Origin of the sequence: Mucilaginibacter gossypiicola (genome assembly GCF_900110105.1) — a bacterium.
Lineage (GTDB): Bacteria > Bacteroidota > Bacteroidia > Sphingobacteriales > Sphingobacteriaceae > Mucilaginibacter > Mucilaginibacter gossypiicola.
Window position 1 is genome coordinate 1 of the sequence record NZ_FOCL01000016.1, and the last position, 26940, is coordinate 26940.

A 26940-nucleotide genomic window follows, 5' to 3' on the forward strand; every position below is an offset into this window, starting at 1 on the left:
AAGTGAAGAATTAACCGCCATATCGACTCACCCCGACATCGCTACGCTCGTCACCCCTCTCTACGCAAGCGTAAAGAGGGGATTTTAATTTGTTTCTTTCTTACCCTCTTTATCCGAAGGATAGAGAGGGTGGTCCAGCGTAGCGTAGACCGGGTGAGTCAACTGTACGGCTTGTCATTTCCAGTCACTGTCTTTTTATGGGTCATTACTCTCTTGAGAGCTATCGTGTGGACATATCTTTAACAAAGATGTCATACGATTGAGCAGGGCAGGAAAAAGCGTAGGGGCGAAAGAGAAATCTTCTACATCAGGCTCTACAACCATATCTGTAAAAGCAGGGCGTAGAAGATTTCTCCTCACCTCTGGCGCACAAACCCCACCCTTGGCTCGTCGAAATGACATTGTTTCTGTTAATGATAAGATTAAAAAGATGTGTCCACACGATAGCTCTCAAGAGGGCTTCTTAAAATCTCTTGCCAATTGCTTTAGTTGACGGTTGTGCTCTACGCGGGGCAAGCCGCTTTACGCTATGATCAACATATCGCAATTTCATATAGAAGGCAAATATCATGCGTCTGTACATTTAAACGGCTTTCGACAAATACGCATGTTTTTCTACATATGGCTTTTTTCAGTGAGTATAGATAACCGTCATCACTGTCTTTCCCTATACATTATAAAAGCTTATATGAACAAATTCCTGGCACTTACGTGCGCAACCATATTGCTGTTACAAACAGCCAAAGCACAAATTATAACTTATAAAGCACCGGAAAGCAATTTAGTTAATCATACAATCAAGGTAGATGTGCGGCAGGGCAAAGGCAACTGGCTTCCGGTTGATGTATACAAGGCCAATGTGGCAGCCCGTTTTGATGCACAACAAATTATTAAAAAAACTGCCTTTAGTTATTTTGATTGTTCGGGCCCGGTAAGGTTGCGGGTTAAGCTAAACCAGGGTGTTATCAAAGATGTAAGGATCAGGCCTGCCAATTATGGTATCAAACCTGAGGTGAAGGGCGATTTTATAGAATTTGAGTTAAACCCTTCGCAATACGTTTCCTTAGAGGTAAACGGGAATATTTTTGAGAACCTGCAGATTTTTGCAAACCCGATAGAAACCAATCGCCCAACAAAAAACGATGCACAAACGCTTTATTTTGGCCCGGGGATTCATAAAGTTGGCCGAATGGTGGTTCCTTCAGGTAAAACAATTTATGTAGCCGGTGGCGCCATTGTTGAAGGATCATTAATTATTGACCATGCAGAGAATATAAGGATTTGTGGTCGCGGTATTCTTACACAGCACCCGGTACAAAGCGACAGCAGCGCATTAAAGAAAACTGCAACAACACCATCCAAATTCAGGAACGATCATCTGATCATCCAGAACAGCAATAACATCAGTGTCGACGGAATTATTGAGCTCCCGACGGGTTATTCTATTTTGATGGGCGAATCGAAGCATGTGAGCATAAGTAACTTCAAGGCCTTCAGTTCCAGCGGTAATGCCGATGGTATCGATATTTTTTGCAGCGAGGATATAAAACTCGATCATATATACATGCGAAACTCTGACGATTGCATCGCCATTTACGGCCACCGATGGGACTATTACGGTAATACCTCGGATATTACCATCAATAACGCCATTTTATGGGCAGATGTAGCCCACCCACTGCTGATAGGCACGCACGGAGATACCGATCATCCCGATACTTTACAAAACATCAAGGTTCAAAACCTAACTATTCTTGACCATCACGAGAACCAGGTCGATTACCAGGGCTGCATATCACTTAATGCAGGCGACAGCAACCTGATCAGGAACGTGAGCTTTGAAAATGTGGAGATTGAGGATATTCGTAAGGGGCAATTATTTAATTTAAGGGTGATGTATAACCATAAGTATAACACTTCTCCGGGGATGGGGATTGAGAATATACTGTTCAGAAATGTTAATTATAACGGGACGCACGCTAATATGTCTGTTATAGCCGGATATGACGATCAACACAAGATCAGGAATATTATATTTGAAAACCTAAAGATAAATGGCACCCTGATCTATGATCAAATGCCGGGTAAACCGGCCTTTTATAAAACTGGCGATATGGCTAATATATTTATTGGCGAGCATGTGGATGGGATCCAATTTTTACGGAAAGATTGAGCGGGAATCTGTTTAAGAGATAATCAGAATGTTTATCTCTTACGGCATTCATTACCTATTTACCTACACTAAGTTTATGAGATATTTTTACTGTTTTAAAATACCGGCTACACTAATACTAAGCCTTTGTTTGTTTATTAAAACTGGTGGGGCACAGCAAGGCGTGGTAAAAGCAGGTGAACCGCAAAAGAGAACAACATGGATTTCTGATAATGGAAACGGTACTTTTACCAATCCCCTGTTTTATGATGAGTTTTCAGACCCGGATATGATCAGGGTAGGGAATGATTACTACCTCACCGGAACCACCATGCATACTATGCCAGGCTTGCCTGTTTTGCACTCAAAAGATTTGGTGAACTGGGAATTTATAAGCTATGCAGTAAATAAACTTGATCTTGGGCCTGCTTTCAGGCTCGAACAGGGAGAAAATGTTTACGGGCAGGGGATTTGGGCACCGTGTTTCCGGTATCATAACGGTAAGTATTATATTTTTAGCAATGTGAACCATTTTAGCACCCAGTTATTTACAGCATCAAGCCCGGCGGGGCCGTGGACACAAACATCCATGAAGAAGAGTTTCCATGATCTTTCTGTTTTGTTTGATGACGATGGTAAAAACTACATTATCTGGGGGTATGATGAAGTGCACCTTGCCGAACTAAACGATGAAATGACGGATATTAAACCGGGTTCAGAGCAGGTAATAGTTCCTAAAGGAAGCGGAGCAGGTGAAGGTTCACATTTTTATAAGATCAATGGTAAGTATTACATAACAAATACCAATTACGATCCTGTTTGTTACCAGGTATGTTTACGGGCCGAAAATCCCCGCGGTCCTTACGAAGTTAATGTCATGAGTGCAAAGGAAAATCTCGGTATTGGAACAGGGTACAGGCTTGATAACGAACGGGGAACAGCACCTTTTAAGGTAAAGCCCCCGGTAGAGAACCTGGTTGGTGCTATCCCGATGCACCAGGGGGGGATTGTTCAGATCCAGTCGGGTGAATGGTGGGGATGGTCAATGATGGATCATAATTCTGTTGGCAGATTGTTATGCCTTTCGCCGGTTACCTGGGAAAAGGAATGGCCATACTTCGGTTTGCCTGGTAACCTTACCCGGAGCCCGCAAACCTGGGTAAAACCCAATACCGGATTTGATGCAGCGCCTCATGCAACTTTCCGCAGAAGCGACGACTTTTCTTCAAAAACTCTTCAACCGGTATGGCAATGGAACCATGTTCCTGTAGATGACCGCTGGTCACTGTCTGAAAGAAAGGGATATCTACGGCTAAAATCTCTCCCCGCAGTTGATTTTTGGAATGCCAGAAATACCCTCACCCAACGGGCAATCGGACCGGAATCGGTTGTTACCATAGAGGCAGATCTGAAAAACCTTAAACAGGGCGACCTTGCCGGGCTTGCCTTATTAAATATGCCCTATGCCTGGATAGCGGCGGTTAAAAATCATGATACCATTGAAATCAGGCAGTTTGATCAACAAAGAAATAAAACGGTGACCGCGGTTGTAAAGAGTCCGCGCATCTGGTTTCGTGCAAGCTGCAATTTTGACACCGAAAAAGCAGTTTTCAGTTATAGTGAGGACGGTAAAAACTTTACCACTTTGGGCGATGAATATATCATGATTTATAATGGCCGTACATTTCAGGGAGAGCGGTATTGCCTTTTTAACTTTAACCTTTTAGGTAAAAATGGAGGTTATGCTGATTTTAACTCGTTTGTGGTTGATGAACCAAGGGCAAACGGTTTAACCAGGCCTATTCCATATGGTAAGGTGATTACGTTTAAAAGCCTTGCCGATTCAACTGTGTTGGTTAACTGGAAGGGGTTTTTAAGACCGGTGGCACAAAATAGCCCGTTTGCCGGAAACAATGCTACCGGTTTCCGGGTGTTTGACCGCGGGCATGGCCGCATTGCGCTGCAATCCGTTACCGATGGGAGATGGGTTACCGTAAAGGGATTGGGCGGAATGGCCGAAGTACGGCTTGAAAACGAAGAAAAAGGCGAAGCATCGCAGTTTCAATGGCAGGATATGCTGCGGGGCGACCTCATGCTTATGTCGCTGGCCACCCATCGTTATCTTTTTGCCGATCCTTTTGGCCGCAGCCTAACCTCGGCCGATGCCCCCGGTGCCCGGCCCGACAGGAAAGACGGTTCTTGTTTTTCGTGGATAATTTTGGAATAAGTAATTTTATTAGGAAGATGGAGGCAAAGTAGGTGAATATTTTATATGTTGTCGGAGGTATTGCAGTAGCAATTTACGGAGCCTGGTTAGCGTATATCAGAGGGCGAAATATCTTAAACGGACGGAAGAGCCTTCTCGGGGCAGATATCCAACTGTTTATAGTGGGTATCACTTGTATTGTTGCCGGGATTATAGTGGTTATTCAGCATATTTAATAGCACAGAATCTGTCCGTTAAGAACTTGGTAAGTTGCACCAGCGGTGCAAAAGGTTTGTAGAAATACCAGATAGATTTTTAGTGTGCCAGAGGTACACAACTCCTTTTGCTTTTGTCGGGCACACCTGCGGTGTCTGTGGAAAATTTGCTGGGAAATTAGATATTAGTGACAATATCTTGTCAGTGTTCAATTTTCAAAAAGCAGCTGTTCAACTTTTGAAAATGTAATTTTGTAATTGGTTGATTATCAGTATTTATTTGTTCAAATCGCGATTTGGTGTAATTTAAACAAAATGTAAATTGCTGATTATTAATTATTTGTGTTTGGTGGAAAATGCGAAGTGTTTACACTTTTTAAAATTGAACACTTGTGAAATGAATAATTATCTTCATTATCTCGTGCGCTCAATACAAGCCGCCAATACCTGTTCAAGCACCGGCCGTGAAACCGGTTTACTGAAGAAGCCGGTAACAAAATCGTAGCTGAGCGCCCGCTCCTTGTCGGTAGGGTCAATTGACGACGAAAATACATAGAGCAGCGGTTTAACCGGTAGTGCAGATTGCAAATCCACAAAACCTTCCAAAAAATCCCAGCCATCAAACCTCGGCATCCGGATATCCAGAAAAATAACGTCGGGGTGATTTGCAGGATTATCCGAAAAAGATTTTAACGCTTCTTCGCCGTCGTAGCTATGTAAAACGGGGTTGAAATCTTTGATCCCGGCTATGAGTTTATCCAGGATAATATGGTCAAGTTTACTGTCGTCAATAAAGAGTAATCTGAACATGATAGGCTGTTATGATGTAGGCGCATAAGTTAGGATATATTATCCGCTTTTTAAAAAAATGGATAGTATTACTATGCTTAAACTTACAACCAGGGGGAATTATTAGGGTTATTAATTCCTTTTATAGTAAATACACTAAAAGGGTATGTATTTTACAGCCGCATAATACATACCCCCTTTAGTATTAATTAACCCAAACGTTACAGCTACCGGAAAAGCAAACCTATGGTTTGGTTGAAATTATAATGTAGCGCTTTTTTCCACTATCACATTCCTTGCGCGCATGTAGGTGGTGCCGGTAGGGCCCGGTGATCCGGACGATCCTTCCATTTGGTAATCAATAATGATATTCAGGTTTTTCCCAACAAAGTTAGCGCCTGTTTGCGTGCTTTTTAAAACACCGTCTATCCAGTATTCGATAGATACATCGGTTGTATTGGTTTTGGTCATATAAACCGAATAGGTGTGCCAGTTGCCGGGGATGGAAATTGCTGTACCCACGCTTGACCAGCCACCACTTGCATTTTTGTAGGTATTTGTCCAGCAGGTAGCGCTTCCTTTAAATTCCATAAAGTCACTTTCGGGTGGCCATGAGTCAGCACCGGTAACCCAAAAGGCCGGCCATGTTCCGGTTTGTGATTCGCACTGAAATTCACCTTTAAAATGCCATTTAGGCCATGAGTCGGTTACAACCGGTACTGTTTTGGCATAAACTGTTCCTGAGTAATAGTGGATGGGTAAGTATGGGTCTTTACTGCTGTTGCCAACGCTTCCGCTGGGTTCGCTGGTTAAGGTAAGCACACCTCCGGAAACTGAAATATCTTGTGAGCGCATACGGGCAGATCCGTTATGGTCTGATCCCCATGGGTACAGATCATTCCAGTAAGTGCTGTATGAGCTAAAGGATGTTGCAGGAATAACATTTACCCACGATACAGTATTAGTTGTAAGCCGGCTTGCCGAAGTATTTGTGGTAGAGTTAGCGGTGCCCGTATTATCTTTTCTACACGCAAAAAACGATGTAATCGCAATAAATGCAATTGAAACAAAAGTTAAATTTTTCATAATAAAGATTTTTTAGGTTAATAGGTGTTCTTCTCCCGATAGTTAATGAGAGTATTGGTTAATTGGTGACACAAATTAACACACTTAAAACCCTACCAATGGGGGACAAAGCTGGAATTTATAGGGGTTATTATTATATATGAACCAGATAAAATAATAGGAAATATGGCTTCGAAAATAAGCCCGAAAATAAAAAAAGGTTGTTTCCTTTTCGAAAACAACCTTTTTTGACTTGGGGCCTTAATAAGCGCCCTTGATTATCTCAGTATATGCTTTTTGATCAGCAGTTTAGTACTGCCATCCTGGAGCTTATGATTTTTTTTCAAGTACTAAAACAACCTTATTGAAATCTGAAGAAGCATTGATGATTTTCCTGAAATCAGCAAACTGGCTAAGTGGGTAACCTGTTTTTCTGTATTCTTCCATAATATGAATAACCAGCAGGTTGCCTTTTAATTCGTAATCAGATACAAAACCCATGGTTAGTTCGCCGTTATCCTTGTAGGTTTGGCTGATTTTTAAATCATTCAAATTACTCACCTGGTAGCCTTCCGGAATGGTAACCTCAAGTTTCCTTTCTTCAGTGTGCCCAAAACCGGTATCTACCGACTCCTGTCGTGGTTTTTCCTGGTACATTTCAATCTGCGGACCAATGGCCATTCCGATTTTTAAAAGCAGTTTGTTACCCGCTCTTTCTATCAATGTGCCGGTTTTTGCCTTTGTATGTAATATAACCGGCAAATTGCCCTGGCTTTCGAAAGATTGGTTTAATATTTCGGAGAATAGCAGGTTTTCAGAATTGGAATACCTCTGGGTAATATCTTTAATGATATCTTTTCTTTGCTCATCGTTTGAAAAGTTGAATGCATTTCTGTAACCGATAGAAGGATACCCTGAAAAAATTTGTTTTTCATCAATAATCAATGAATCGAGGTCATTGCTGAACGCAAGCTTAACATCCATGTTCTGGGCAGATTTTGTATAATCTTCCAGCGGAATTTCCTTTACTTCGGCAATTGCGGTTGAGAAAGTTCCGAGCGTAGTGCTTTTGCAGTAAAGACCATTTGTTGAACCCCATACAGGATTTATCCACGGATAGCGAAGATCGGGCCGGGTAGGGGCCATAAACTTGTTTTCAGCCGGAAAGTAAAATATAGGGTAGTCGCAGTTATTCCAATTTTCAAATTCTTTATCTATTAAAAACTTATCGCGGCTACCGGTTAAAACAAACTGATATTTGATACCAAGATTTTGGAATATACCGCTGTAAAGGCGCATAATACCTATTGTACCTGCATTTTTATTCTGAAGGATTTTCTCAACAACATTGTCATTTTCGGTTTTTAAATCCTCGTTGTATGAAAAACTCTTTTTTATATAATTTTCAACAGCAATTATTTTGCTTTTTTCATCTCCAATTGCATCCCAACCATTTTTCTTAACAAGGTCGGCAATTAATTTTACCTCCTTATCGGTATTTCCTGTGTATACCCCATATAGCCTTTTAGCCAGGATGTTCCAGGTAAAAAGACGTTCGCCATTGGTTGTTGCCTGGTTGTAAGAGAGTTTATATTCAAGTCTCCTTAAATTGGCATAGTAACTTGCATATTTTTCTTCCTCGGCACCCGCGGTGTTTTTGAAGTTGCATTGCGTAAACCGTTTTTCATTAATCACGGTATCCGTAACGGGAACTTCAAAATTATAAGGCTTGATTTCAAACTTTAAACGCTTTGGGGCAACAATCTGGAAAGAGCTTTCCAGTATCGGGAAACTTTGTTGCAGTACTTCACGACCAAAAAATGAAGTTGTTTTTTTGTAGGTGTAGTAGTATTCAACATCACAGCCTTTTTCAAGACCATCCATGGCAAAAATCTTGTAAACCTCGTCGTCTTTATCTTTAATGTCTTTGATGTTGTTTTTATCGAGCTCGATGATCTTTCCGTTAGGAAGTACATTGCGGGCTTTAATTTCAACTATATCCGCATTTTCACTTACTCCGAGATATATTTTATTAAAGTTTTCGATACCCTTATCGTCATTGATATGGATAATTTTATGGATGGTATAGTACTCGTCGATCATGTCTTTTGGCTGATCCACGAATTCAACTCGCCTTTTGTCTGAGATTATAACTGCTGCTTCTTTATCATATTTACTGTCAACCTTATTAATTACAGGTTTTTCGGCCCATTTTTCTTTTTCAACTTGGCCGGTTTGAGCTTGTGCATACTCAATTGACAGTACTGCTGTCAACAAGCACAGGGTTTGCTTTATCATTGTACTAAATTTTTGTGAGGCTTAAGGTTTCTTTATATAGCGGGAACAGGGTTTCAAGTACCTTATTCCATTGTTCAAATTCATCATTTGTAGTCATCAGGTGATCGTTATCAAACTCCTGGGTTAGTATTACATAATTGTCTTTCTGTTCATACTTTAAATCAAAACCCCAGGTTTTATTATGGAAACTTTTGCTTTGTGGCAAGTATGAAACCTTATAACCGTCAGGTACTTTAAATAAGGTTACATATTTAGTTTCAAAGTTGAAATCGTGTTCTATAGGTACTTTTCGTTTGGGATAATCGATACGTGAACTCTGAAAAAACTTAAAAAGATTAAGGTTCAGGTAATAATCATTCCCCAGCTTTTTAGCATAAGCGGGTAAGCTAAAATCAGCCGACATAGAAAACTCTCCCGCGCTTTTCTTTTTATCAATATTGAAGGTGTCGAGCTTAAACTTATTTGATCCCCTTTCAAGTTGGTTCTCCATAATTTCAGCCATGTTTTTTTTGTCCCAGTAAATAAGTTTGCCATGCATCTCCATGGCGAAGTATCCCTTAAAATCCTTTTTTACGTGGCCCTTTATGCCGGTAGGGGTGAGCGTTAACCAGGTTGAATCAATCAGTACGTTTTTGTTTTTCTCAATAACAGGCACCTTTAAAATTTGAAAATCTTTTTCGTTTACAGCTATCATAGCTTCTTTATCCTGTATGGCCGACGATGGCATTCCGAAAACGCAGGTGGGATCTGTTCCATCCAAAAAAACGAACTTATCGTTAAGCTTGATAGTGCAAATCATATGGTTACTAACCAACGGTAGTGGAGTTTTGATAAAGCTGTACGGTAAGTCGCGCGTACCTATCCAGGTAAAGTAGGCTTTTACACCTGCCACGTTAAGCATTTCGGTAAGGATGCTGGCCATATCCTTACAATCTCCAAAACGCCGGCTGCAGACCAAGCCTGCATCACGGGGTATAAAGCCGCCCATTCCATCTTCAAAAGCAACATATTTAATGTTATTTTGAACCCATGCATATATGTTTCTTGCCTTAAGTTCTTCAGAGTTTATCCCTTTTGTCAAAGAATCTACAATATGTTTAAGCTCGGGGCTGGTTTGGTTATTTACAGTTTTTATGTAATTATAACTCAGATGGTACAGATCGTTTACATTGGATAAGTATGAGGTGTTGCTTCCCTGGTTATTTTTATAGCTTCCGATGTAAAAAACCACATGGGGCGAATACCATGCAAAACCGGGCGCATCATCGTAACTTTTATCGGCCGGGCAGTTTTTATACTGAAATGTATAAACGTTATTACGATGTTCTGTTTTTACGCTTACCGTTATATTGCTGGTATCTAATCCTATAAGCTGATATTTTAACGATATATCTTTAGATACGGTTAATTTTAATTCGCTGTTAATGGTAGGTATGTTGCTTGTGAAATAAAAAGGCGATAAAAGATGCGGATCTTTATTAAACCATGATACCTGTAAGTTTCCTATAGCGCCGGGCTCAACCGAGGGGAAGTGAAAGGTTGTTTCTTTAATATCATCGTAAAAAACAAATCCCTCTTTATCAGTATTGGTTTTAAACTCGCTAACCTTTAATTTTTTATCATCGGGAGTTCGGGTGAATGCCTCATATGATACCAGTTGGTGAAAATCGCTGTGCGAAAAACCAAATTTGCCCATATAGGCTGTGGCACTGCCCAAAAGGTATTCTATCTGCTGCAACTCTTTACTTGTTACATACGGTTCGCCGTTCTTTAAATCAATGTTATATTCATAAACACGGTTTAAAAGCACGGCTTTTTCATCGGGGAACTGCTTACGTAAGGCGTCAAAACTTTGGGCCTTTACTAAACCCGAAAACAAAGAGAAACACAGACATAAAGGAAAAAACAACAGCAGCGGCCTATTCATTTTTAGCAGATAAAAGTTTACCATAGTAGTAGTTCAGTGTTTTAACCAGCTTACCGTTTTCATTAAAATACCTGGTTGGGCCATGGCTTATCCCATTTATATAATGTATTTCCTTTTTCAAATTCCCGTTGTTATAAAATTCTTTGCAAGTGCCATCGGGGTTGTCATTTACATAATAGTATTCCAGCTCTGTTTTTCCGTTGGGATAATAGTTTTTTGTTAAGCCTTCGGCCGTGCCATATGCAGGTTTATCGGCAGAGCGTACCTGGCCATTAGTATAATAAATGGCATCATTGCCATTTTTAACACCATCACTATAGGCACATTCGCGGGAGAGTTTTCCGTTTTGGAAATATGCTTTTATGGAGCCATTTAAAAAGTCAATTGGTTTTTCGGGTACCAATTTACCATCGGGCCCTAAATATGAATAGGATACTGCAAGATTGTTGCTAAATCTTACCTGGTAAGCGAGGCTGCCATCGGGGTCATATTTTTTTGAGATACCGTCAAGGATACCGTTTTTATAATTGCCTATATAATCTTTTATGCCGGTTTCAAAAAAGTAGGTTTTTTCTCCGTCAATTTCATCTGCAGCATAATTAGCGGCGCTGCTCAATTTGCCGTCTTCATCGTATGCTTTCCATTCGCCAATCTTATCGCCATTGCGAAGGCGTCCTTCGCTGTATTTTTTGCCTCCGTAGTAGTAGCTTACATAAGTGCTGTCAATGCTGCCTTTTTTGTAGAAATAAGAGCTTTCTGTTGAGCCATCGGTATAGTATGATTTAAAAGGGCCATCAAAGTTGCCGTTAACGTAATTGCCCTGTACCCTTAACTGCCCCCCGGGATATAGCAGCCGGTACTTTCCCGTACATTTTGGAAATGTATCAACTGCAATTACATTTTCTAAGGTATCATACTGGGTTATTTTTTCGAGCCAGCCCAAATGGTATTTTTCTTCCATGTTTTTTTTACCATTGTGATCGTAGCTTTCTTTATAGCCATAAACGTCATCATTTAAATAGTATGACCGGTTACTTAATTTGCCACCCTCGTCGTAAAAAAGCCATTCGCCCTGGTGTTGTCCCTCACGAAGCCAGCCTTCTGATTCGGGGTTGCCATTTTGATAAAAGGTTGTTAAATACCCGTCATGCTTACCATCTGTTAAGTTAATTTCTGATTTAATTTTTCCGTTAAGAAAGTAAGTAACAGAAGGGCCGTTCATAACCCCGTTTTTATACTGGTTTATCTGGTTTATTTTACCCGATGGATAAAATATAGTATCCGGCCCATCCAATTCGCCTTTTGCGTTATAGTAAGCATGTGCGTTTTTATAACCGTCGGTATGGTACGAAATGATGTTAATAGCATCACTTTTTATATTGGCTGTATAAATTTTATTACCCGCCTGGTTAAGATAATCTACCAGCCTTGGAACATCGTTATTATAAACGTATTTTGAAAGCACTTTACCGTTTTCATAATAAGTTATCGCTTCGCCGTCTATTTTTCCTTTTTTGCGGGTGTAACTGGTCAGTATCTGCCCGTTTTCATAAAACTCCTGATGTGGGCCGTCTTCGGCCCCACCAATGTAATGCCGCTTTTCTTTAACCTTGCCCGATGCATAATAGTAGGTAAAATCACCCTCCGGGTTGTCCTTTATAAATTGCCCTTCGGTATCCGTGTGCCCGTTTTCGTAATAGGCTTTGTAAGGTCCATCTATTTTTCCTGCAACATAATGCGTAGTGCTTTTAACTTTGCCACTTTTAAAATATTCTGTTACCAGACCATTAAGTAGATTGGCAGTATAGTGGTTAACTATTTCCAGGTTACCGTTTTCGTAAAACTGTTTCTCTTCACCCTCTTTTTTGTCAAGTTTATAATTAACAGATGAACGTGTATTGCCGTTATAGTAATAGGTGGTAACCAGCCCTTCCGCAACTCCGTTTACATAAGTTTCGCGCGAGGTTAGATTGCCGTTATCGTAATAATACTCCTGCACGCCGGTTAGCTTGCCTTCCTTAAAAAGTTCCTTTGCCCTGATGTCTCCGTTTCTGAAATAATAAGTCCACAGGCCTTCCCGTTTACCGGCAGAACTGTAATTACCGGTTGATTTTTTATTGCCTGCAGGGTAATCTGATTCCCATGGCCCAATTACTGTTTGGCCATTATTAATTAAGGTTCCCCTTCCTATAAATTTACCATCTTCAAAATAGTATTTAACCTTAATTGAATCCCGTTTAGTAAAATTCAGTTCGCGGGTGCTTCTTACAAGGTTAAAATAGGCTGCGGCATCGCTAACAAAGGCATCAAGAACTTTTTTATTCTTTTTATTGTAGTCCTGCACCTGTGGGATATTTACGTTGGAGAAGGCGTGGAATACAAAAGGTTCAAATTTGCCTTCGCTGTAAACTTTTTTATAAAACGGGAGATAATACTGTACCCAAAAGTCCCTGCTCTCTTTTTTGTATTCCATTTTTTCAAAAACGGCCTGCATTTGCCTTGAAATAGGATCATCAATTGATATAATGGTTTTATATGATTTGTCGAGCGCTATTTTTGAAAGCACTATTTCTTCTATTTCTCCATAAGCTTCATCCTGAGGGCCTGAGCGCTTGTTTTTCAATTCAAGTATATCATCGGTACTTTTTGTTATTTTATCTAACATATTGATCGACTTTGACCAATATTTACCCTCGGGGTTAACCATTAAATAGCCCGTAAAACTTAAAAATGCCTGTATTATTTTACCCTGTTGTAATGCCATTAAACCTAATTGATAATGAGCGCTATACATATATGGGTTTATAAGTAAAGTTTTTTCAAATTGTGCTTCGGCATCGGCATAACGTTTTAATGCAATCAGCGCAACGCCTTTATTAAAATACAGGAGGGAGTAAGCCGGGTATTTAGCTATGGCAATGTCAAAAACTTTGATGGCGTTTTCGGGTTGCTGCATATCGTTCAGCGTATTTCCGTACGTGTTATAAAGGTCGGGTTCAAATTCACGCTGCTCTTTCATGGAAAGGCCTTCCTTGCAATATTTTATTGCCTGGGTAAATTGGCTGTCGGCTTCGCAGTTGATAGCTTTTTCATAAATGGCCCGTACGTAATTGGTGTCGCTGCGGTTTACTTTGCCAAGCAATTTAAGCGCGGGTTTATACTGACTGGAGTCGTAAAGCGTTGCAGCTTTATCAATCAGTTCGCCTGAATTTATGAGTTCAACTTTTTGCGCAAATGATGTTTTAGATAAAACAAATAGTAGTAAAAACGAGAAAAAAAAATACTTCATATGATAAGGGGCAAATCAATTCTATTTGCAAGAGTGAAAATAAAATAAATTCGCAAACAAATAAAGTGTTTTTGTGTATTAACGGTTTACATCTATTTTCTTACTTCGTAGCATAGTTCTACCATGCCGCTTTTATGGGCTGTTACACTTTTTAGATGTAATGCCTGTTCTTGCCCTATCTGATCAAAAAACGGAATGCCTTCACCTAAAATAACCGGCAGGATTGATTGTCTTATTTCATCGGTAAGGTTTAACCGGATGAAATCTTTGGCAAGTTTGGCGCCGCCTACCAGCCAAACATTTTTGTAGTTTGGTTTCAGTTGTTCATCTACAAACATGTGCAAATCGCCCGAATAGATTTTAATGTTCGGCCGGTCAACGGGCAGTTTTCTGTGGGTTAATACAATAGTTGGTACATCTCCGTAAGCCCAGCCATATGATTTTGAAAGTTCTAAAGCGTGTTCATAGGTACGGGCACCCATTATATAGCAATCTATCGTTTTTAAAAACTCTTTTGCATCCTCTTCTGTAACATTAACACCCTGCTCATAATTGTCGGATGTTTCAAACCACGAAACGCTATTGTCTTTTTTGGCAATATAGCCGTCAACACTTGAAACCATATGTATGGTTATTTTAAATGAATCTGTTGCCATGGGTGCATTGTTTATTTAGAAAAAGTGTTGTGGGCTGTAATTCTTTAGCAAGATTGTTTATTTAACAAGAATCATCAGCTAAACAAATGTAGATAAAGGGATTATCTGTTGCCAATAGCTAATGTTATACAGTGCATATAAAAGCAGCAAGCTTTTGGGGGAAGAAGGCTTGCTGCTTTTGTACTTTATTTATCGGAAGAGACTTCAGATGGGGGGAGAAAAATTTAAGATTTGATTTTGTTTTGCTAAAAATATTAGTATTTTTGTATTGAACAAAACGGAGTAATACACTGATTAAGTTCAGAATAAATAATCTTTTACCTAAACCATATCACAGAGAATAAATCTGTAGGAATTGCACCTCCACTTGGAGAGTGCAATTCTGTTTCAAATCTTTTTGTTCTTTGGCTCTGTGCTAACCGTTATTTCCAAATAGATTTCAGGCCCGAAATACTAAGGTTATCAATCATCAATTTTCCGTTTGTTTTAATGGCAAGTTTGCTGAAGTCTTCGGTTGGGAAATAAATTGTGGTCATGGTGGTTAAACCACCGTCGGCAAACAACTCTACAGATGATTTATCGATTACCAAAGTGAGGTCCGAATTTTTAGCTGTGCTTAACCGTGGTGCAGTAAAGCGACCCGAAAAGTCTTTTTGAAAATCCATTTTCCCGGCTTTGGTACGGTCTATATAATATTGCTCCTTCGTTTGGTCATAACCTATAAGCACTTCTTCGCCTTTGGCGTTTGATAGCCTGATGCCATAATCTTTCAAAGTATTGAGGCTTAGTTTTAAAACATAGCGGCTTTTGAGCTTATTGATTTTTGAAGAAAGATCAAGAGAACCGTTAACCGTAAGCTGGCTTAATGCAATAGGTTTCGTCTCGATGTTTTTTAGCTCGGCTACCGGCCTGGAAGCCAGTAAAATTTGCCCTTTGCTTTGCTGCAGGCTGAGTTCACGTGCGATAGTTGCTGCGTTGCGCCATGTTTTTGTTGGTACCTGGTTGGCATATTGCCAGTTGCTCATCCATCCTAAAAATATTTTACGATTGCCGGTGTTGCTCCAGGTGATACCAGCATATTCGTCCGGACCGTAATCAAGCCACCTGGTGCTTGAATCAAGGGGACTAAACTTGTTCCCGTCAAAATTCCCTACAAAATATTGGGTTGCCGAGCCTCCATTGGGCCCGCCGGGGTTAAGATTTACGATCAGGATCCAATAGGTTTTTCCGTTCATTTTTAGCGTAAATAGGTCGGGGCATTCCCATACGCCTCCATGTGCACCTTCTTTAAGCCCGAATTCACTTTCCTTTTTCCAGTTTTTAAGATCGGGGGCCGAATAGAAGGAGATATGGTCCTGCGTTGCAAGGGTCATTATCCATTTTTTTTCCGGGGCATACCACATCACCTTAGGGTCGCGAAAATCTTTGATTCCCGGGTTTTTGAGCACCGGGTTGCCGCTGTATTTAGTCCATGAGCTGCCGCCATCCAGGCTGTAGGCAAGGCTTTGGTTTTGAAATTTATCGGTACCCTCTTTTTCGCCTTTAGGGTCATGATGGGTAAATATGGCTACCAGGGGTGTTTTGCCATTTTTACCGAAACCGGATGTATTATTGGCATCAACAACAGCACTACCCGAAAAGATATATCCAAGACTATCGGGGTATAAAGCGATAGGTAATTGTTTCCAGTGGATCAGGTCTTTACTTTCGGCATGGCCCCAGTGCATTGGCCCCCACACAATATCTTTTGGATAATACTGAAAAAACAAGTGATAGGTACCGTTATAATAAACCATACCGTTAGGGTCGTTCATCCAATGTGCAGCGGGCGAAAAATGTACCTGCGGCCGGTATTGCTCTGTGTAAGTTTTTTGGGGCGAATCCTGGGCTTTGCAGATACCATTTACGATAGTAAATGCAATCAGCATTAATATGCCACATTTTGTTTTCATAATTTAAGCTTTTATTGGTTTTATATTGAGCAGGGTAATGCAAAAACTTTAATAGCGAAAATCCCGGCCTGCTATATCAGACCGGGTTTTCGTTATTTTATTATAGTTTAATATCCAGGGTTTTGTTTATATAAACCGTTGGTGAATGTAATTTCTGATTGTGGAATTGGGAGATATTCATCTCTACCGGCAGTAAATTTAGCCGTTGCTAAAAATGGCCTTCTCACTTTTTCAACGTTAATATAGTCGTTTAAAGTTTTTTCTGCAATTCCCCATCTAACTAAATCAAAGAAACGTGCGCCTTCGGTTGCAAATTCCAACCGCCTTTCCCATTGTAGCGCTTTACGGGCATAGTCCTGGGTCCAGTTTGCCGAAGTGTAGGGTTTTAAATTGTAAGATGAAGGAAAGGTCCCGTCCAGTTTTTTAAGGCGTCCGGTACTGGCAGCAGCCCTGTTTCTGATTTGATTTATTAACGGCAGCGCATTTGCCTGCTGGCCTAACTCAATATAAGCTTCGGCCTGCATTAACAAGATATCATCATACCTCAGGATATCATAGTTTTTAGCCGAGCCCATAAATGGCCCAAGCTTAAAATAAGATGAGCTTGTGGCTAATTGCTGGTTGCGCATGGTATGGAAATTACCGTACACACCCGGATCACGTACCCAGCTATTGCTGAATGGTTTGGTGTTGTCATATTTATACGGATGCCCGTCTATACCAACAGTATGATCTAACCGTGGGTCTACGGTAACTTTTGATAAATCGGCTATGCTATTGTTAAACGTATCAAAATTAGGCAGGCCGTTGGCATCAGTTGTATAGGCATTAACTAAGTTCTGGCTTGCAGCGTGGAACCCGCAGCAGCCATATTGAGGTGCCCCGTGCGGATAGTTCAACCCATCTTCAAAATTTAAACGCCCGGCGGTAGTACCATCATTGATGGTAAATTGTATGGCGAATACCGATTCGGGGCCGTTCTCTGTTTCAGGTAAAAAGTTATCAGCAATATCGGGGCTTAGCGAGTATTTACCAGATGCTATAACTGCTTGTGTAAGTGTAACAACCTCCTGTAACCTTGTTTTATTGATATTGATCACATGGTGATTATTATCCTGCTCGTATGCCTGGTATAATTTTAATTTGGCTAAATAAGCCTGGGCATTCAACTTATTGGCCCTTGCTAAATCAGGCTGTGTGGCTGGTAAATTATCAACTGCATATTGAAAATCGGCTGCGATTTTATTCCATGAATCATCATTTGATAAAGTATTTGAAACTTTGAGGATATCGGCAGCAGTTGCAGTTTCGTCAAAAATGGGAATGTTTTTGTACAGCAACTTCATGGTAAAATAGCTATGAGCACGCAAAAACTTCAATTCGGCCAAACGGATCTTTTTGTTTGGGAAATCAGCATCCGAAAGTGAATTAACCGCCCTAAGCGCTACGTTTGCCCTTGAAATTGATTTGAACAGGTTTTTCCAGGTTCGTGAAACAAACGAATCCATAGAGGGGGTTACCAGGTTGTAATGCTCCAAAGCATCTACCTCGCCAACATCGCCTGTACCGCCACCGCCTTTGTAGGCATCATCTGAGCGAACGCTGCCGTAAGCCCAGTCGCTGTATATTGGCCCAATCATATCGCCGTTTCCGATAGCTGCATAAGCTGCAGTTACCAAACCTTCAACAGCATCGGGTGATTTTAAATCTGAAGATGATAGTACACCCTTTGGTGTATAATCTAATGCTTTTTTACAGGAGCTTAAAATTATCAGCCCCGATAAAACAGTTGTTACTAATATTTTCGCTTTCATATTGAATAGTTTTTTTCGTTAAAATGATGCGTTGACGCCAAAACTGAAGATCCGTGGGATGGGGATAGGATTAAGATCAATCCGCTCAGGATCGGGGCTCAGGTACTTGCTGCTTTTTACAGTAAAGATGTTTTCGGCCATGGCAAACACCCTTAGCCTGGTAAATACAGCTTTAGGTAAAATGGTATATCCAATTTGAATGTTCCTTAGTTTGAAATAGGAAGTGTTTACAATGAAATAATCAGAAGTACGGCCTTCATTGTTATTGTCTTTCAGTGTTAATGCAGGCACGGTGGTGTTGGTATGTTGCGGTGTCCAGCCGTCAAATACACCGGGGCCAACATTTTCGCGGCTGTGCATCAAATTATTATAAAGCGTATATACATCAAACCCTTTGCGACCGGCAACGCCTGATCCAAATATGGAAAGGTCGAATTTTTTGTATGTCAGATCAATTCTTGCGCCGTACTCTAAGGCTGGCAGGGTAGTACCTATCCATGTTTGATCGTTGGCATCAATTTTTCCGTCGTGATTGATATCAACATAACGGATCCTGCCCGGCCCTGCGCCAATTTGCGTTGGCGCTGCATCAACTTCGGCCTGCGATTGGAACAAACCGGCCGTTTTATAGCCAAATATGTCAAACTGCGAATGGCCTATGATGGTGTTGTCTATATTGCCAGGGTAGGCGGGTCTAACATTCTCCGGCAAATCTGTGATCTTGTCCCTGAAATGAGAGAAGTTTAAAGTAACGTTGTAATTAAAGTCTCCTGCGTGTTGACCGTGATAGGTAACCGAAAACTCCCAGCCTTTATTGGTTTTTGATGCTCCGTTAACAGTTTTAGATTGCCCTTCGCCCAAGGCCGATGCAACCGGAGGGGTAATCAGGATACCGGTGGTTTTCCTGGTGAAATAATCAAATGAACCGGAGATTTTTCCGTTTAATATGGCAAAGTCAAGGCCAGTGTTTAGCTCGTCGGTAGTTTCCCATTTAAGGGCAGGGTTTTCTGCCTGCGTTTGAACAAAGCCGGATGGTAATGAACCTGTATTGGCTCCGGATAACGAATATGCAGTACCCACATTCATATATTGCTCCCAAAAGCCGGGGGTAAGCTGATTTTGGGTAGTGCCATAACGGGTGTTGTAAAGCGCATAACGCGACAGGTCGCCGATTTCCTGGTTACCTACGCGGCCTATGCCTGCCCTTAATTTCAGTTCAGAAAAAAGGCTCCCGTTTTTCATGAAATTTTCCTGGTCTATTTTCCAGCCCAGTGAAGCAGAAGGGAAAATACCATACTGGTTATTTGCGCCAAACCTTGATGAACCATCACGACGAACGGTAGCCGACACCAGGTATTTGCCTGCATAGTTGTAATCAAAACGGCCAAACTGTGAAAACAACTGGTTACCAGTCGATCTGCCGGTAACAATGGTATTTCCTGTGCCGGCATCTAACGTAAAGTAGTCTTCTGTTTGAATGGCATATCCTTGTTTTAAGGTTGTTTGAAAATCAGTAAAGGTTTTAACGTACTCTGTACCCACCAATATCTTAAAGTGATGCTTGTTGTTTAAATCATAACTATATCTTAAAGTGTTTGAAAGCGTGGTGCTTAAATAGTGATTTTGATCAAAGAATAAGCTGTTGGTAGTACGGTTTAGGGCACCTTCCGAAAAAGTTGGTGTAATTACCTTGCTCAGGTAGTCGGAATTATCCGCGCCATAATTTGATCTGAAGAATAAATTCTTAATGGGCTGTATTTCTAAAAACACGTTGCCAAAAGTGTTTAACTTGTTGGTGTTATTCCATTTTGCAAGGTCCTGCATATGCAGCGGGTTGTTCCTGTCAGAGTAGCCTGCACCCGATTCGCCGGCATAGGTTACGCCATCTTTTTGATATACAGGGATGGTTGGTGCCAGCGTAACTGCCAGGAATGGAGTTGTGGCACCACCCAGATCTGTTGTGGTAAGGGTTTCGTTTGAGTTGGTGATTTTGATATTAACGCCAAAAGTAACTTTGCTGTCAAAGGCTTTGGTTATGGCGTTGATGCTCCCGGTGGTACGTCCGTATTTGGTAAAGCGCACAAGACCGGTATTTTTTATGTTTCCAAAGTTTATCTGGATAGATGAGTTTTTATTACCTACCGAAGCCGTGAAATCATTGTTGTAAACAAAGGCTGTTTTATACAACACGCTTTGCCAGTCGGTATCGCCAACGGGAGTATTTTGATCACCGCCAACGTATGGTTTAGGGGTAACGCTGTTTAAAACAGGATTATTGAAGTTGTTATTCCAGTCAAAATTGTAGATCTCTCCGTAACCTGCGGCGGGGTCTTGCCCGTCATTAACCGATGCCTGCCACAAAGCTTTGCCCCTGTCAACGGCGTTCAGCATTTTAAACCTTAACGATTTTTCGGACTGGATGGAAGTGCTGTTATTGAACTGAAACTGCACCTTACCATCTGTATTGCCGCCGTTTTTGGTGGTAACGATGATAACGCCGTTAGATGCGCGTGAACCGTAAATTGATTCGGACGAAGCATCCTTTAATACCTGCACCGATGCAATATTTGAAGGCGACAGGTTTTGAAATACTTCCGGCCTGGTGGTAGGTATCCCATCGATAATGTATAGTGGGTTATTGTTACCTAAAGTATTGGCTCCCCTGATTAGGATTCTGCTGGTTGCACCATTTGCCGATCCGTCTTTTTCGATGTATAAACCCGCAACACGGCCCTGCAATGCCTGCATTGTATTTCCTGAGCTATTGTTTTTTACCGGTGCCAGATCAACAACCGCAACTGCGCCTGTCAGGTCTTTCTTTCTTTCAGAAGTATAACCGGTTACAACTACCTCATTAAGCTTGTTTTCGGCATCTTTAAATACTACATCAAGTGTTTTGGTATCGGCAGTAATAGTTATGACTATTGGCTTTGCGCCCACGTACGAAAACCGCACCGACTGGCCGTTTTTTACTGCGATGCTGAACTTTCCGCTGGCATCTGATAGTGTTGATTTTTGGGTTTCAACAACCACTATGGTAACTCCGTCTATAGGTTTCGAGGAGTTATCTAACACGGTCCCGGTAATGGTTCGGGATTGCGCGTATCCTTCACTTATTAACAGTATAAGAAAGGAACAGATAAGTAATAATTTTCTCATTGATTTTTGTTTAAGTGTAATTGGTTTGGTTAAAACATTTTGTTTATAAAGTCTTGGTATTCTTTGATTTTATAATCCGGACAACCTCCTTTCTTTGTTGCAATAAAGCCGCCCATAGCTATTGCATTTTTTAATAATATTTCGGGTGATGCGCCACGGTAATGGTTGGCTATGAATGCTGCTAAAAATGAGTCGCCGCTGCCTATGGTGTCCCTTACCTTTACCTCGCGCCCGGCAATGTGCCAGGCCTTTTCTTCTTTATAATAGGAAGCACCGAACTCGCCTTTGGTAACTATGATTTCGGGTATGTTAAAATGATCCTGTATAAATTTGATCTGTTCCGATTCTTTCCAAAACGAACCCCTGAACAGGCCCTGTACCATCTCAAGTTCGGCCTGGTTAAATTTTACGATGTTGGCTTTGTGTAGCAGGTCGGCCAGCAGATCGCGGCTTATAAAAGGCGGCCTCAAGTTAATGTCGAATACTTTGATAGCATCACTTTCCAGCAGCTCAAACAAAGTATTGCGCGATACGCTGTTCCTCGACGCAAGGCTGCCGAAAACGAAATAGGTTGAAGGCTTGATCTGTGTTTTAATATGCTCGCTGTCATTGATGAAATCCCAGGCCACGGGGAAAATGATTTCGTATGATACCTCATTGCCATTATTCATTTTGGCTATCACCTGGCTGGTTGGGTGTTCGGTATCTGTTTGCAGCAGGTGCTTTTTTATCCCCCAGTTATCGAGCAGGTTTTCAAGTTTTTGGCCATCAGCATCGTTACCTATTTTGCTTACCAGGCTTGCAGGCATGCCCAGTTTATTAAGATGGTACGAAACATTTAACAATGCCCCGCCGGGCTGCGGGCCATCCGGCAAAACATCCCAGAGTATTTCGCCATAGCAAATGGCCGGTGTTAAGGTATTTGTATGTAAGTTCATCATCGCAGATCTTGATTAATGCATTACCATGTTAGTTTCAATTTGCTCCAGCGACCGGCCTTTGGTTTCGGGCATCAGCCTCCACACAAAAATTAACTGGCATATCATCATGGTGCCGAAAAAGGAAAATGTTATTGTGCCGCCAAGTTTTTCGGCGAAATACGGAAAGGAGAAAGCGATCAATGCCGCCATGATCCAATGGGTTGAGCTGCCCAGTGTTTGCCCTTTTGCCCGTACCTGGTTTGGAAATATTTCTGATATAAATACCCAGATAACAGCGCCCTGCGAAAACGCAAAGAATGCGATGAACAGCATCATGTAAGCAGGCACGGCAAAGCCACTCATGTGCCCCGAGTAAAAAGTATAGGCTACCAGGAACAGGGAAATGATAAGGCCAACCGAGCCAATAAGCATCAGGATACGGCGCCCTACTTTATCAATAATATTAATGGCCGCAAGGGTGAATACAAAGTTGATTGCCCCAAGGCCCACTGTTGATAATAAAGATGAATGGGCACCCAAACCAGCCATTTCAAATATGCGCGGTGCGTAGTAAATGATGGCATTTATGCCCGATACCTGGTTGAAAAAGGCAAACAGCACGGCCAGTATAACAGGTGTTTTATATTGACCCGAAAAGAGGCTGCCGCTTAAAGCCGTATCATTTAAAGTTGAATTTTTGATAGATTCCAACTCCTGATCGCAGTTGAGCGGGTTAATGATCCGTAGTATGCCGAGTGCTTTTGCCATTTCGCCCTTTTTAAGGATCAGCCAGCGCGGGCTTTCGGGTATAAAGTAGATGAGCACAAAAAACAATGCTGAAGGAAAGGCCTGCACACCAAGCATCCATCGCCATGAAGTTTCGCCAACCTGGCTTATCAGGTAGTTGGACAGGTACGAGATCAGTATCCCCAATACCACGTTAAACTGAAACAAACCCACCAGCCTGCCCCGGCGGTCGGCCGGTGAAACTTCTGAAATATAGATAGGTGCCGTAACTGATGATATGCCAACGCCGAGGCCTCCCAATAACCTGAAAACCAGGAACACATACCAGCTATCGGCCAGTGCAGTGCCTAATGATGATAGTAAATACGCTGCGGCTACAAAGTAAAGCGTGTTTTTGCGGCCAAACAGATCTGATGGCCGTGCCCCTAATAATGAGCCGATAACCGTTCCTATTAATGCGATAGATATGGTAAGCCCATGTTCTACTACGGATAAGTGCCAGAACTGCTGGATAGATTTTTCGGCGCCTGATATTACAGCGGTATCAAACCCGAAAAGGAAGCCACCAAGGGCCACGACCATGGACCAGGCCAGGACGGAGTGTTTTCTCATAATAATTATAAAAGGTGTTATATTGGATTTATTGAGGCCAAAGTAGGGCAATAGGCCGTGCAGGGGTTATTGATTTCGTATCAATAAAGTATAAAAATCAATCTGTATTTAACTTGTTGATTTTTAGTTAGATAAAATTATTGATGTTGCTATTTTGTAGCCCGATGTTTGTTTATGTTACCCGTTACTTTCAATTTGGTTACATTACCATGGTTGTTGCGAAGGCTGCCTGCCCCCTTAAATTTGTTTTTCAGGAACGTTTATAGATATCTTTACTTTGTTTAACCCTCAAAGGGAAAAAATAAACCAATAAGTAATCCTGTTAATTACCATTTTCTTCCAAACTGATGTTATGGCCTTTTTCAACAAATGGCATGCTGAAAACTTACTGACCGGCATCTTGCTGATCTGTTTTATGGTGCTTATTGCTGCCGGATGTAAAAAGACAGATAAAACATCGCAGTATACAATTGGCTTTTCACAGTGTATCGGTTCTGACCTGTGGCGTCGTACTATGCTTGATGAAATGAGGATGGAGCTTTCATTACATCCAGATGCGCAGTTCGTTTATGCCGATGCCGACGGTAACAGCGCCAGGCAGGTTGAACAGGTAAAGAAGATGCTTGACGACGGTATCGACCTGCTGATCATATCGCCCAATGAGGCACAACCCCTTACCGGAATAGTGGAGCAGGCCTATAGTAAAGGGATCCCGGTAATTGTGATTGATCGCAAAACGTCATCGGCTTTATATACGGCTTATGTTGGTGCTGATAACTACCAGATTGGTAAAATGGCAGGTGAATATGCCGGCTCTATATTAAAAGGCAGCGGGAACATTGTAGAAGTAATGGGGCTGCCAGGCTCTTCTCCGGCAATTGAGCGGGACCGCGGCTTTTCTGATGGCCTTAAGAAATATACTGATATAACTATAGCTGCCAGGGTATATGGCGATTGGTTGAAGGATAGCGCTAAAAAACAATTGATAAGGATAGCACCGGTTATAAAAAATGCTAATGTGATATTTGCCCATAATGATGTTATGGCCCATGGCACAAGGGAAGTGCTCGATGAACTCAAAATCCGGGGTGTTAAAGTATTGGGGGTTGATGCCTTACCAGGCAATGGAGGAGGCTTGCAAATGGTTGCTTCAAAAAACATCAACGCCAGTATGATATATCCTACAGGAGGTAAGGAAGCCATTATGACTGCCTTCAGGATCCTGAATAAAGAATCTTTCGCCCGGGAAAACCTGTTGCAGTCGGTTGTTATCGACTCTTCAAACGTGCAGTTAATGAAAATGCAATGGGGCAAAATAAACAGCCAGCAAAAGGATATTGAGCGGCAACAATCGTTATTGGAAGAGCAGCGCGAAGTGTATAATAGCCAGCAATTGGTTTTAAATGTAATTGTAATATCGCTGGTGCTGGCCATTGTTTTTGGTGGCCTTGCATTTTACTGGCTCATGGAAAACCGGAAGATCAATAAAAGCCTGGAAGTTAAAAACAACGAAATTTTACAGCAGCGTAACCAGCTGATCGAGATGTCGGCAAAAGCTGAGGTGGCAACAGAAGCCAAACTGCAGTTCTTTACCAATATTTCCCATGAGTTCCGCACCCCGCTCACGCTTATCCTCTCGCCGGTAGAAGATATGATGGCCAATGAAAAACTGAACCTTGTGGCCGGCAAAAGTCTGAAACTGATCCATAAAAACGTATACCGTTTGTTGCGCCTGGTTAATCAGCTGATAGAGTATCGTAAAATAGAATACGATAAACAGCAGATCAATGTATCGCCTAACAATATTGTTGAATTTGCGAGGGAAATCATAACCAGCTTTCAGGAAAATGCGCAGAAACGCAATATCAGCATCAGCCTGTTAAGCGATGAGCAACAGATAGTGGTTTGGTATGATGTCAACTTGTTAGATAAGGTATTTTTTAACGTCATAGCTAATGCCTTAAAATTTACCAGCGATAATGGCAGGATACAGGTAAGTTTCAAAAGGAAAGAAAATAACTCGGTTGATATTGCCATACAGGATAATGGGATAGGTATGGAAGCACAGGAAACCGCTCATGTATTTGAGCAGTTTTACCAGGCCGAGAATAGCTTATCTGGGGGATCGGGTTTGGGGCTTGCTTTGTCAAAAGAAATTATTTCTTTGCATCAGGGCAGTATAGATGTAGTAAGTAAAAAGTGGGAGGGAACTACGTTTATCATTAACTTATTATTGGGTAATAACCACTTTGACCGTGATGTGCAGGGGCACGCTAACACCGCACAAACAGATATTGAGGAACGGGCGAAAGTTTATGTTACAGACCTGGCCGCACCCATTGCCGTAGCGGATGAAGGACAAACATTCGGAGCCCCGAGGGAGCAATCTATCCTGATCATTGAAGATAACAAAGACCTGTTAAATTACCTGAGTGAAAAACTGGGTACTACTTACGAGATATTTACGGCGGATAACGGCATAAGCGGGTTAAATGAAACTTTTGAGCGCGTTCCAGATCTGATCATATCTGATGTAGTATTGCCGGGCATGTCTGGTAAAACTTTAACGGTGAAATTAAAAACAGATATCCGTACCTCGCATATCCCCATTATTCTTTTAACTGCACAAGGCAGCGTTGAACAGCAGATTGACGGTATAACCTGTATGGCCGATGCTTATATTGTTAAACCGTTTAACTTTGAATACCTGTTTGCCTCCGTAAAAAATTTAATTAAAAGCAGGGTGATGCTAAAAGAACATTTTACCAGCGACGTAAGTAAAACTACTGTGCCTGTATCCAAGGCGCTTGATAAAAAGTTCCTGAATGATTTTGCAGGTATCGTAGAGCAAAATTTAGCCAATGAAAATTTTAATGTCGACGAGATATGTAAATTGATAGGTGTTTCAAGAATTCAGCTTTACCGTAAAGTTAAGGCGCTGCTTGGCTGCAGCATATCTGATTACATATTAAACCGCCGGCTAAAAAAAGCAAAGTATTTATTAATGAACGAGAGTTACCCGATCTCGGAAATAACCTACATGGTAGGATTTTCTACACCTAATTACTTTTCTACCGTTTTTAAAGCCAAATACGGTTGCACGCCAAGTGAGTACAAACGCAAACAGCAGCAAACATAG

General features: G+C 41.4%; 14 protein-coding genes. 3 read left to right on the forward strand and 11 right to left on the reverse strand.

What is annotated here, in order from left to right; all coding sequences use genetic code 11:
* Positions 1-688 precede the first annotated feature (688 nt).
* Both BMX50_RS30405 and BMX50_RS30410 read left to right on the forward strand, forming a co-directional pair.
* Positions 689-2173, forward strand: coding sequence for a glycosyl hydrolase family 28 protein (locus BMX50_RS30405; protein ID WP_167668151.1), 1485 nt, complete (start codon positions 689-691; stop codon positions 2171-2173).
* A gap of 76 nt (positions 2174-2249) precedes the next feature.
* Complete coding sequence (locus tag BMX50_RS30410; protein WP_091220308.1) at positions 2250-4379, forward strand: glycoside hydrolase family 43 protein; 2130 nt, start codon at positions 2250-2252, stop codon at positions 4377-4379.
* Between the two features lie 608 nt (positions 4380-4987).
* Here BMX50_RS30410 and BMX50_RS30420 read toward each other — a convergent pair.
* The 11 genes from BMX50_RS30420 to BMX50_RS30470 all read right to left on the reverse strand — a co-directional run bounded on the left by BMX50_RS30420 (position 4988) and on the right by BMX50_RS30470 (position 23801).
* The gene (locus BMX50_RS30420; RefSeq protein ID WP_091220313.1) at positions 4988-5383 is read right to left on the reverse strand and encodes a response regulator; all 396 of its coding nucleotides are present in this window, start codon (positions 5381-5383) and stop codon (positions 4988-4990) included.
* Positions 5384-5623: 240 nt separating this feature from the next.
* Positions 5624-6448 carry a family 16 glycosylhydrolase gene (locus BMX50_RS30425; RefSeq protein WP_091220315.1) on the reverse strand — a complete coding sequence of 275 codons (825 nt, stop codon included), beginning with the start codon at positions 6446-6448 and terminating at the stop codon, positions 5624-5626.
* Positions 6449-6757: 309 nt separating this feature from the next.
* Entirely contained in the window at positions 6758-8725 is a 1968-nt protein-coding gene (locus BMX50_RS30430; protein WP_091220318.1) for a DUF3857 domain-containing protein, read from the reverse strand.
* 4 nt (positions 8726-8729) lie between these two features.
* Positions 8730-10652, reverse strand: a complete 1923-nt coding sequence (locus tag BMX50_RS30435; protein WP_167668152.1) for a DUF3857 domain-containing protein — start codon at positions 10650-10652, stop codon at positions 8730-8732.
* A complete protein-coding gene (locus BMX50_RS30440; RefSeq protein ID WP_091220323.1) occupies positions 10645-13941 on the reverse strand; it encodes a hypothetical protein in 3297 nt (1098 codons plus the stop codon). Before BMX50_RS30440 ends, BMX50_RS30435 begins: the two co-directional genes overlap by 8 nt.
* 92 nt (positions 13942-14033) lie before the next feature.
* Positions 14034-14597 (reverse strand): dihydrofolate reductase family protein, encoded by a 564-nt coding sequence (locus tag BMX50_RS30445; RefSeq protein ID WP_091220326.1) that lies wholly within the window; start codon positions 14595-14597, stop codon positions 14034-14036.
* 422 nt (positions 14598-15019) lie between these two features.
* Positions 15020-16549, reverse strand: coding sequence for a glycoside hydrolase family 32 protein (locus BMX50_RS30450; RefSeq protein WP_091220329.1), 1530 nt, complete (start codon positions 16547-16549; stop codon positions 15020-15022).
* 107 nt (positions 16550-16656) lie between these two features.
* Positions 16657-18363, reverse strand: a complete 1707-nt coding sequence (locus BMX50_RS30455; RefSeq protein WP_091220330.1) for a RagB/SusD family nutrient uptake outer membrane protein — start codon at positions 18361-18363, stop codon at positions 16657-16659.
* Between the two features lie 18 nt (positions 18364-18381).
* A complete protein-coding gene (locus BMX50_RS30460) occupies positions 18382-21522 on the reverse strand; it encodes a SusC/RagA family TonB-linked outer membrane protein (protein WP_091220333.1) in 3141 nt (1046 codons plus the stop codon).
* Positions 21523-21551: 29 nt separating this feature from the next.
* Entirely contained in the window at positions 21552-22463 is a 912-nt protein-coding gene (locus BMX50_RS30465) for a carbohydrate kinase family protein (RefSeq protein ID WP_091220335.1), read from the reverse strand.
* 12 nt (positions 22464-22475) lie between these two features.
* Positions 22476-23801, reverse strand: a complete 1326-nt coding sequence (locus BMX50_RS30470; protein WP_091220338.1) for a sugar porter family MFS transporter — start codon at positions 23799-23801, stop codon at positions 22476-22478.
* Positions 23802-24153: 352 nt separating this feature from the next.
* Here BMX50_RS30470 and BMX50_RS30475 point away from each other — a divergent pair, with 352 nt between their 5' ends.
* Positions 24154-26940 (forward strand): hybrid sensor histidine kinase/response regulator transcription factor, encoded by a 2787-nt coding sequence (locus tag BMX50_RS30475; RefSeq protein ID WP_244281147.1) that lies wholly within the window; start codon positions 24154-24156, stop codon positions 26938-26940.

Bases quoted from the DNA above. Each gene is read 5' to 3' on its own strand.
- BMX50_RS30405 (WP_167668151.1), top strand. From the start codon at position 689: ATGAACAAATTCCTGGCACTTACGTGCGCAACCATATTGCTGTTACAA.
- BMX50_RS30410 (WP_091220308.1), top strand. From the start codon at position 2,250: ATGAGATATTTTTACTGTTTTAAAATACCGGCTACACTAATACTAAGC.
- BMX50_RS30420 (WP_091220313.1), bottom strand. From the start codon at position 5,383: ATGTTCAGATTACTCTTTATTGACGACAGTAAACTTGACCATATTATC.
- BMX50_RS30425 (WP_091220315.1), bottom strand. From the start codon at position 6,448: ATGAAAAATTTAACTTTTGTTTCAATTGCATTTATTGCGATTACATCG.
- BMX50_RS30430 (WP_091220318.1), bottom strand. From the start codon at position 8,725: ATGATAAAGCAAACCCTGTGCTTGTTGACAGCAGTACTGTCAATTGAG.
- BMX50_RS30435 (WP_167668152.1), bottom strand. From the start codon at position 10,652: ATGAATAGGCCGCTGCTGTTGTTTTTTCCTTTATGTCTGTGTTTCTCT.
- BMX50_RS30440 (WP_091220323.1), bottom strand. From the start codon at position 13,941: ATGAAGTATTTTTTTTTCTCGTTTTTACTACTATTTGTTTTATCTAAA.
- BMX50_RS30445 (WP_091220326.1), bottom strand. From the start codon at position 14,597: ATGGCAACAGATTCATTTAAAATAACCATACATATGGTTTCAAGTGTT.
- BMX50_RS30450 (WP_091220329.1), bottom strand. From the start codon at position 16,549: ATGAAAACAAAATGTGGCATATTAATGCTGATTGCATTTACTATCGTA.
- BMX50_RS30455 (WP_091220330.1), bottom strand. From the start codon at position 18,363: ATGAAAGCGAAAATATTAGTAACAACTGTTTTATCGGGGCTGATAATT.
- BMX50_RS30460 (WP_091220333.1), bottom strand. From the start codon at position 21,522: ATGAGAAAATTATTACTTATCTGTTCCTTTCTTATACTGTTAATAAGT.
- BMX50_RS30465 (WP_091220335.1), bottom strand. From the start codon at position 22,463: ATGATGAACTTACATACAAATACCTTAACACCGGCCATTTGCTATGGC.
- BMX50_RS30470 (WP_091220338.1), bottom strand. From the start codon at position 23,801: ATGAGAAAACACTCCGTCCTGGCCTGGTCCATGGTCGTGGCCCTTGGT.
- BMX50_RS30475 (WP_244281147.1), top strand. From the start codon at position 24,154: ATGGCCTTTTTCAACAAATGGCATGCTGAAAACTTACTGACCGGCATC.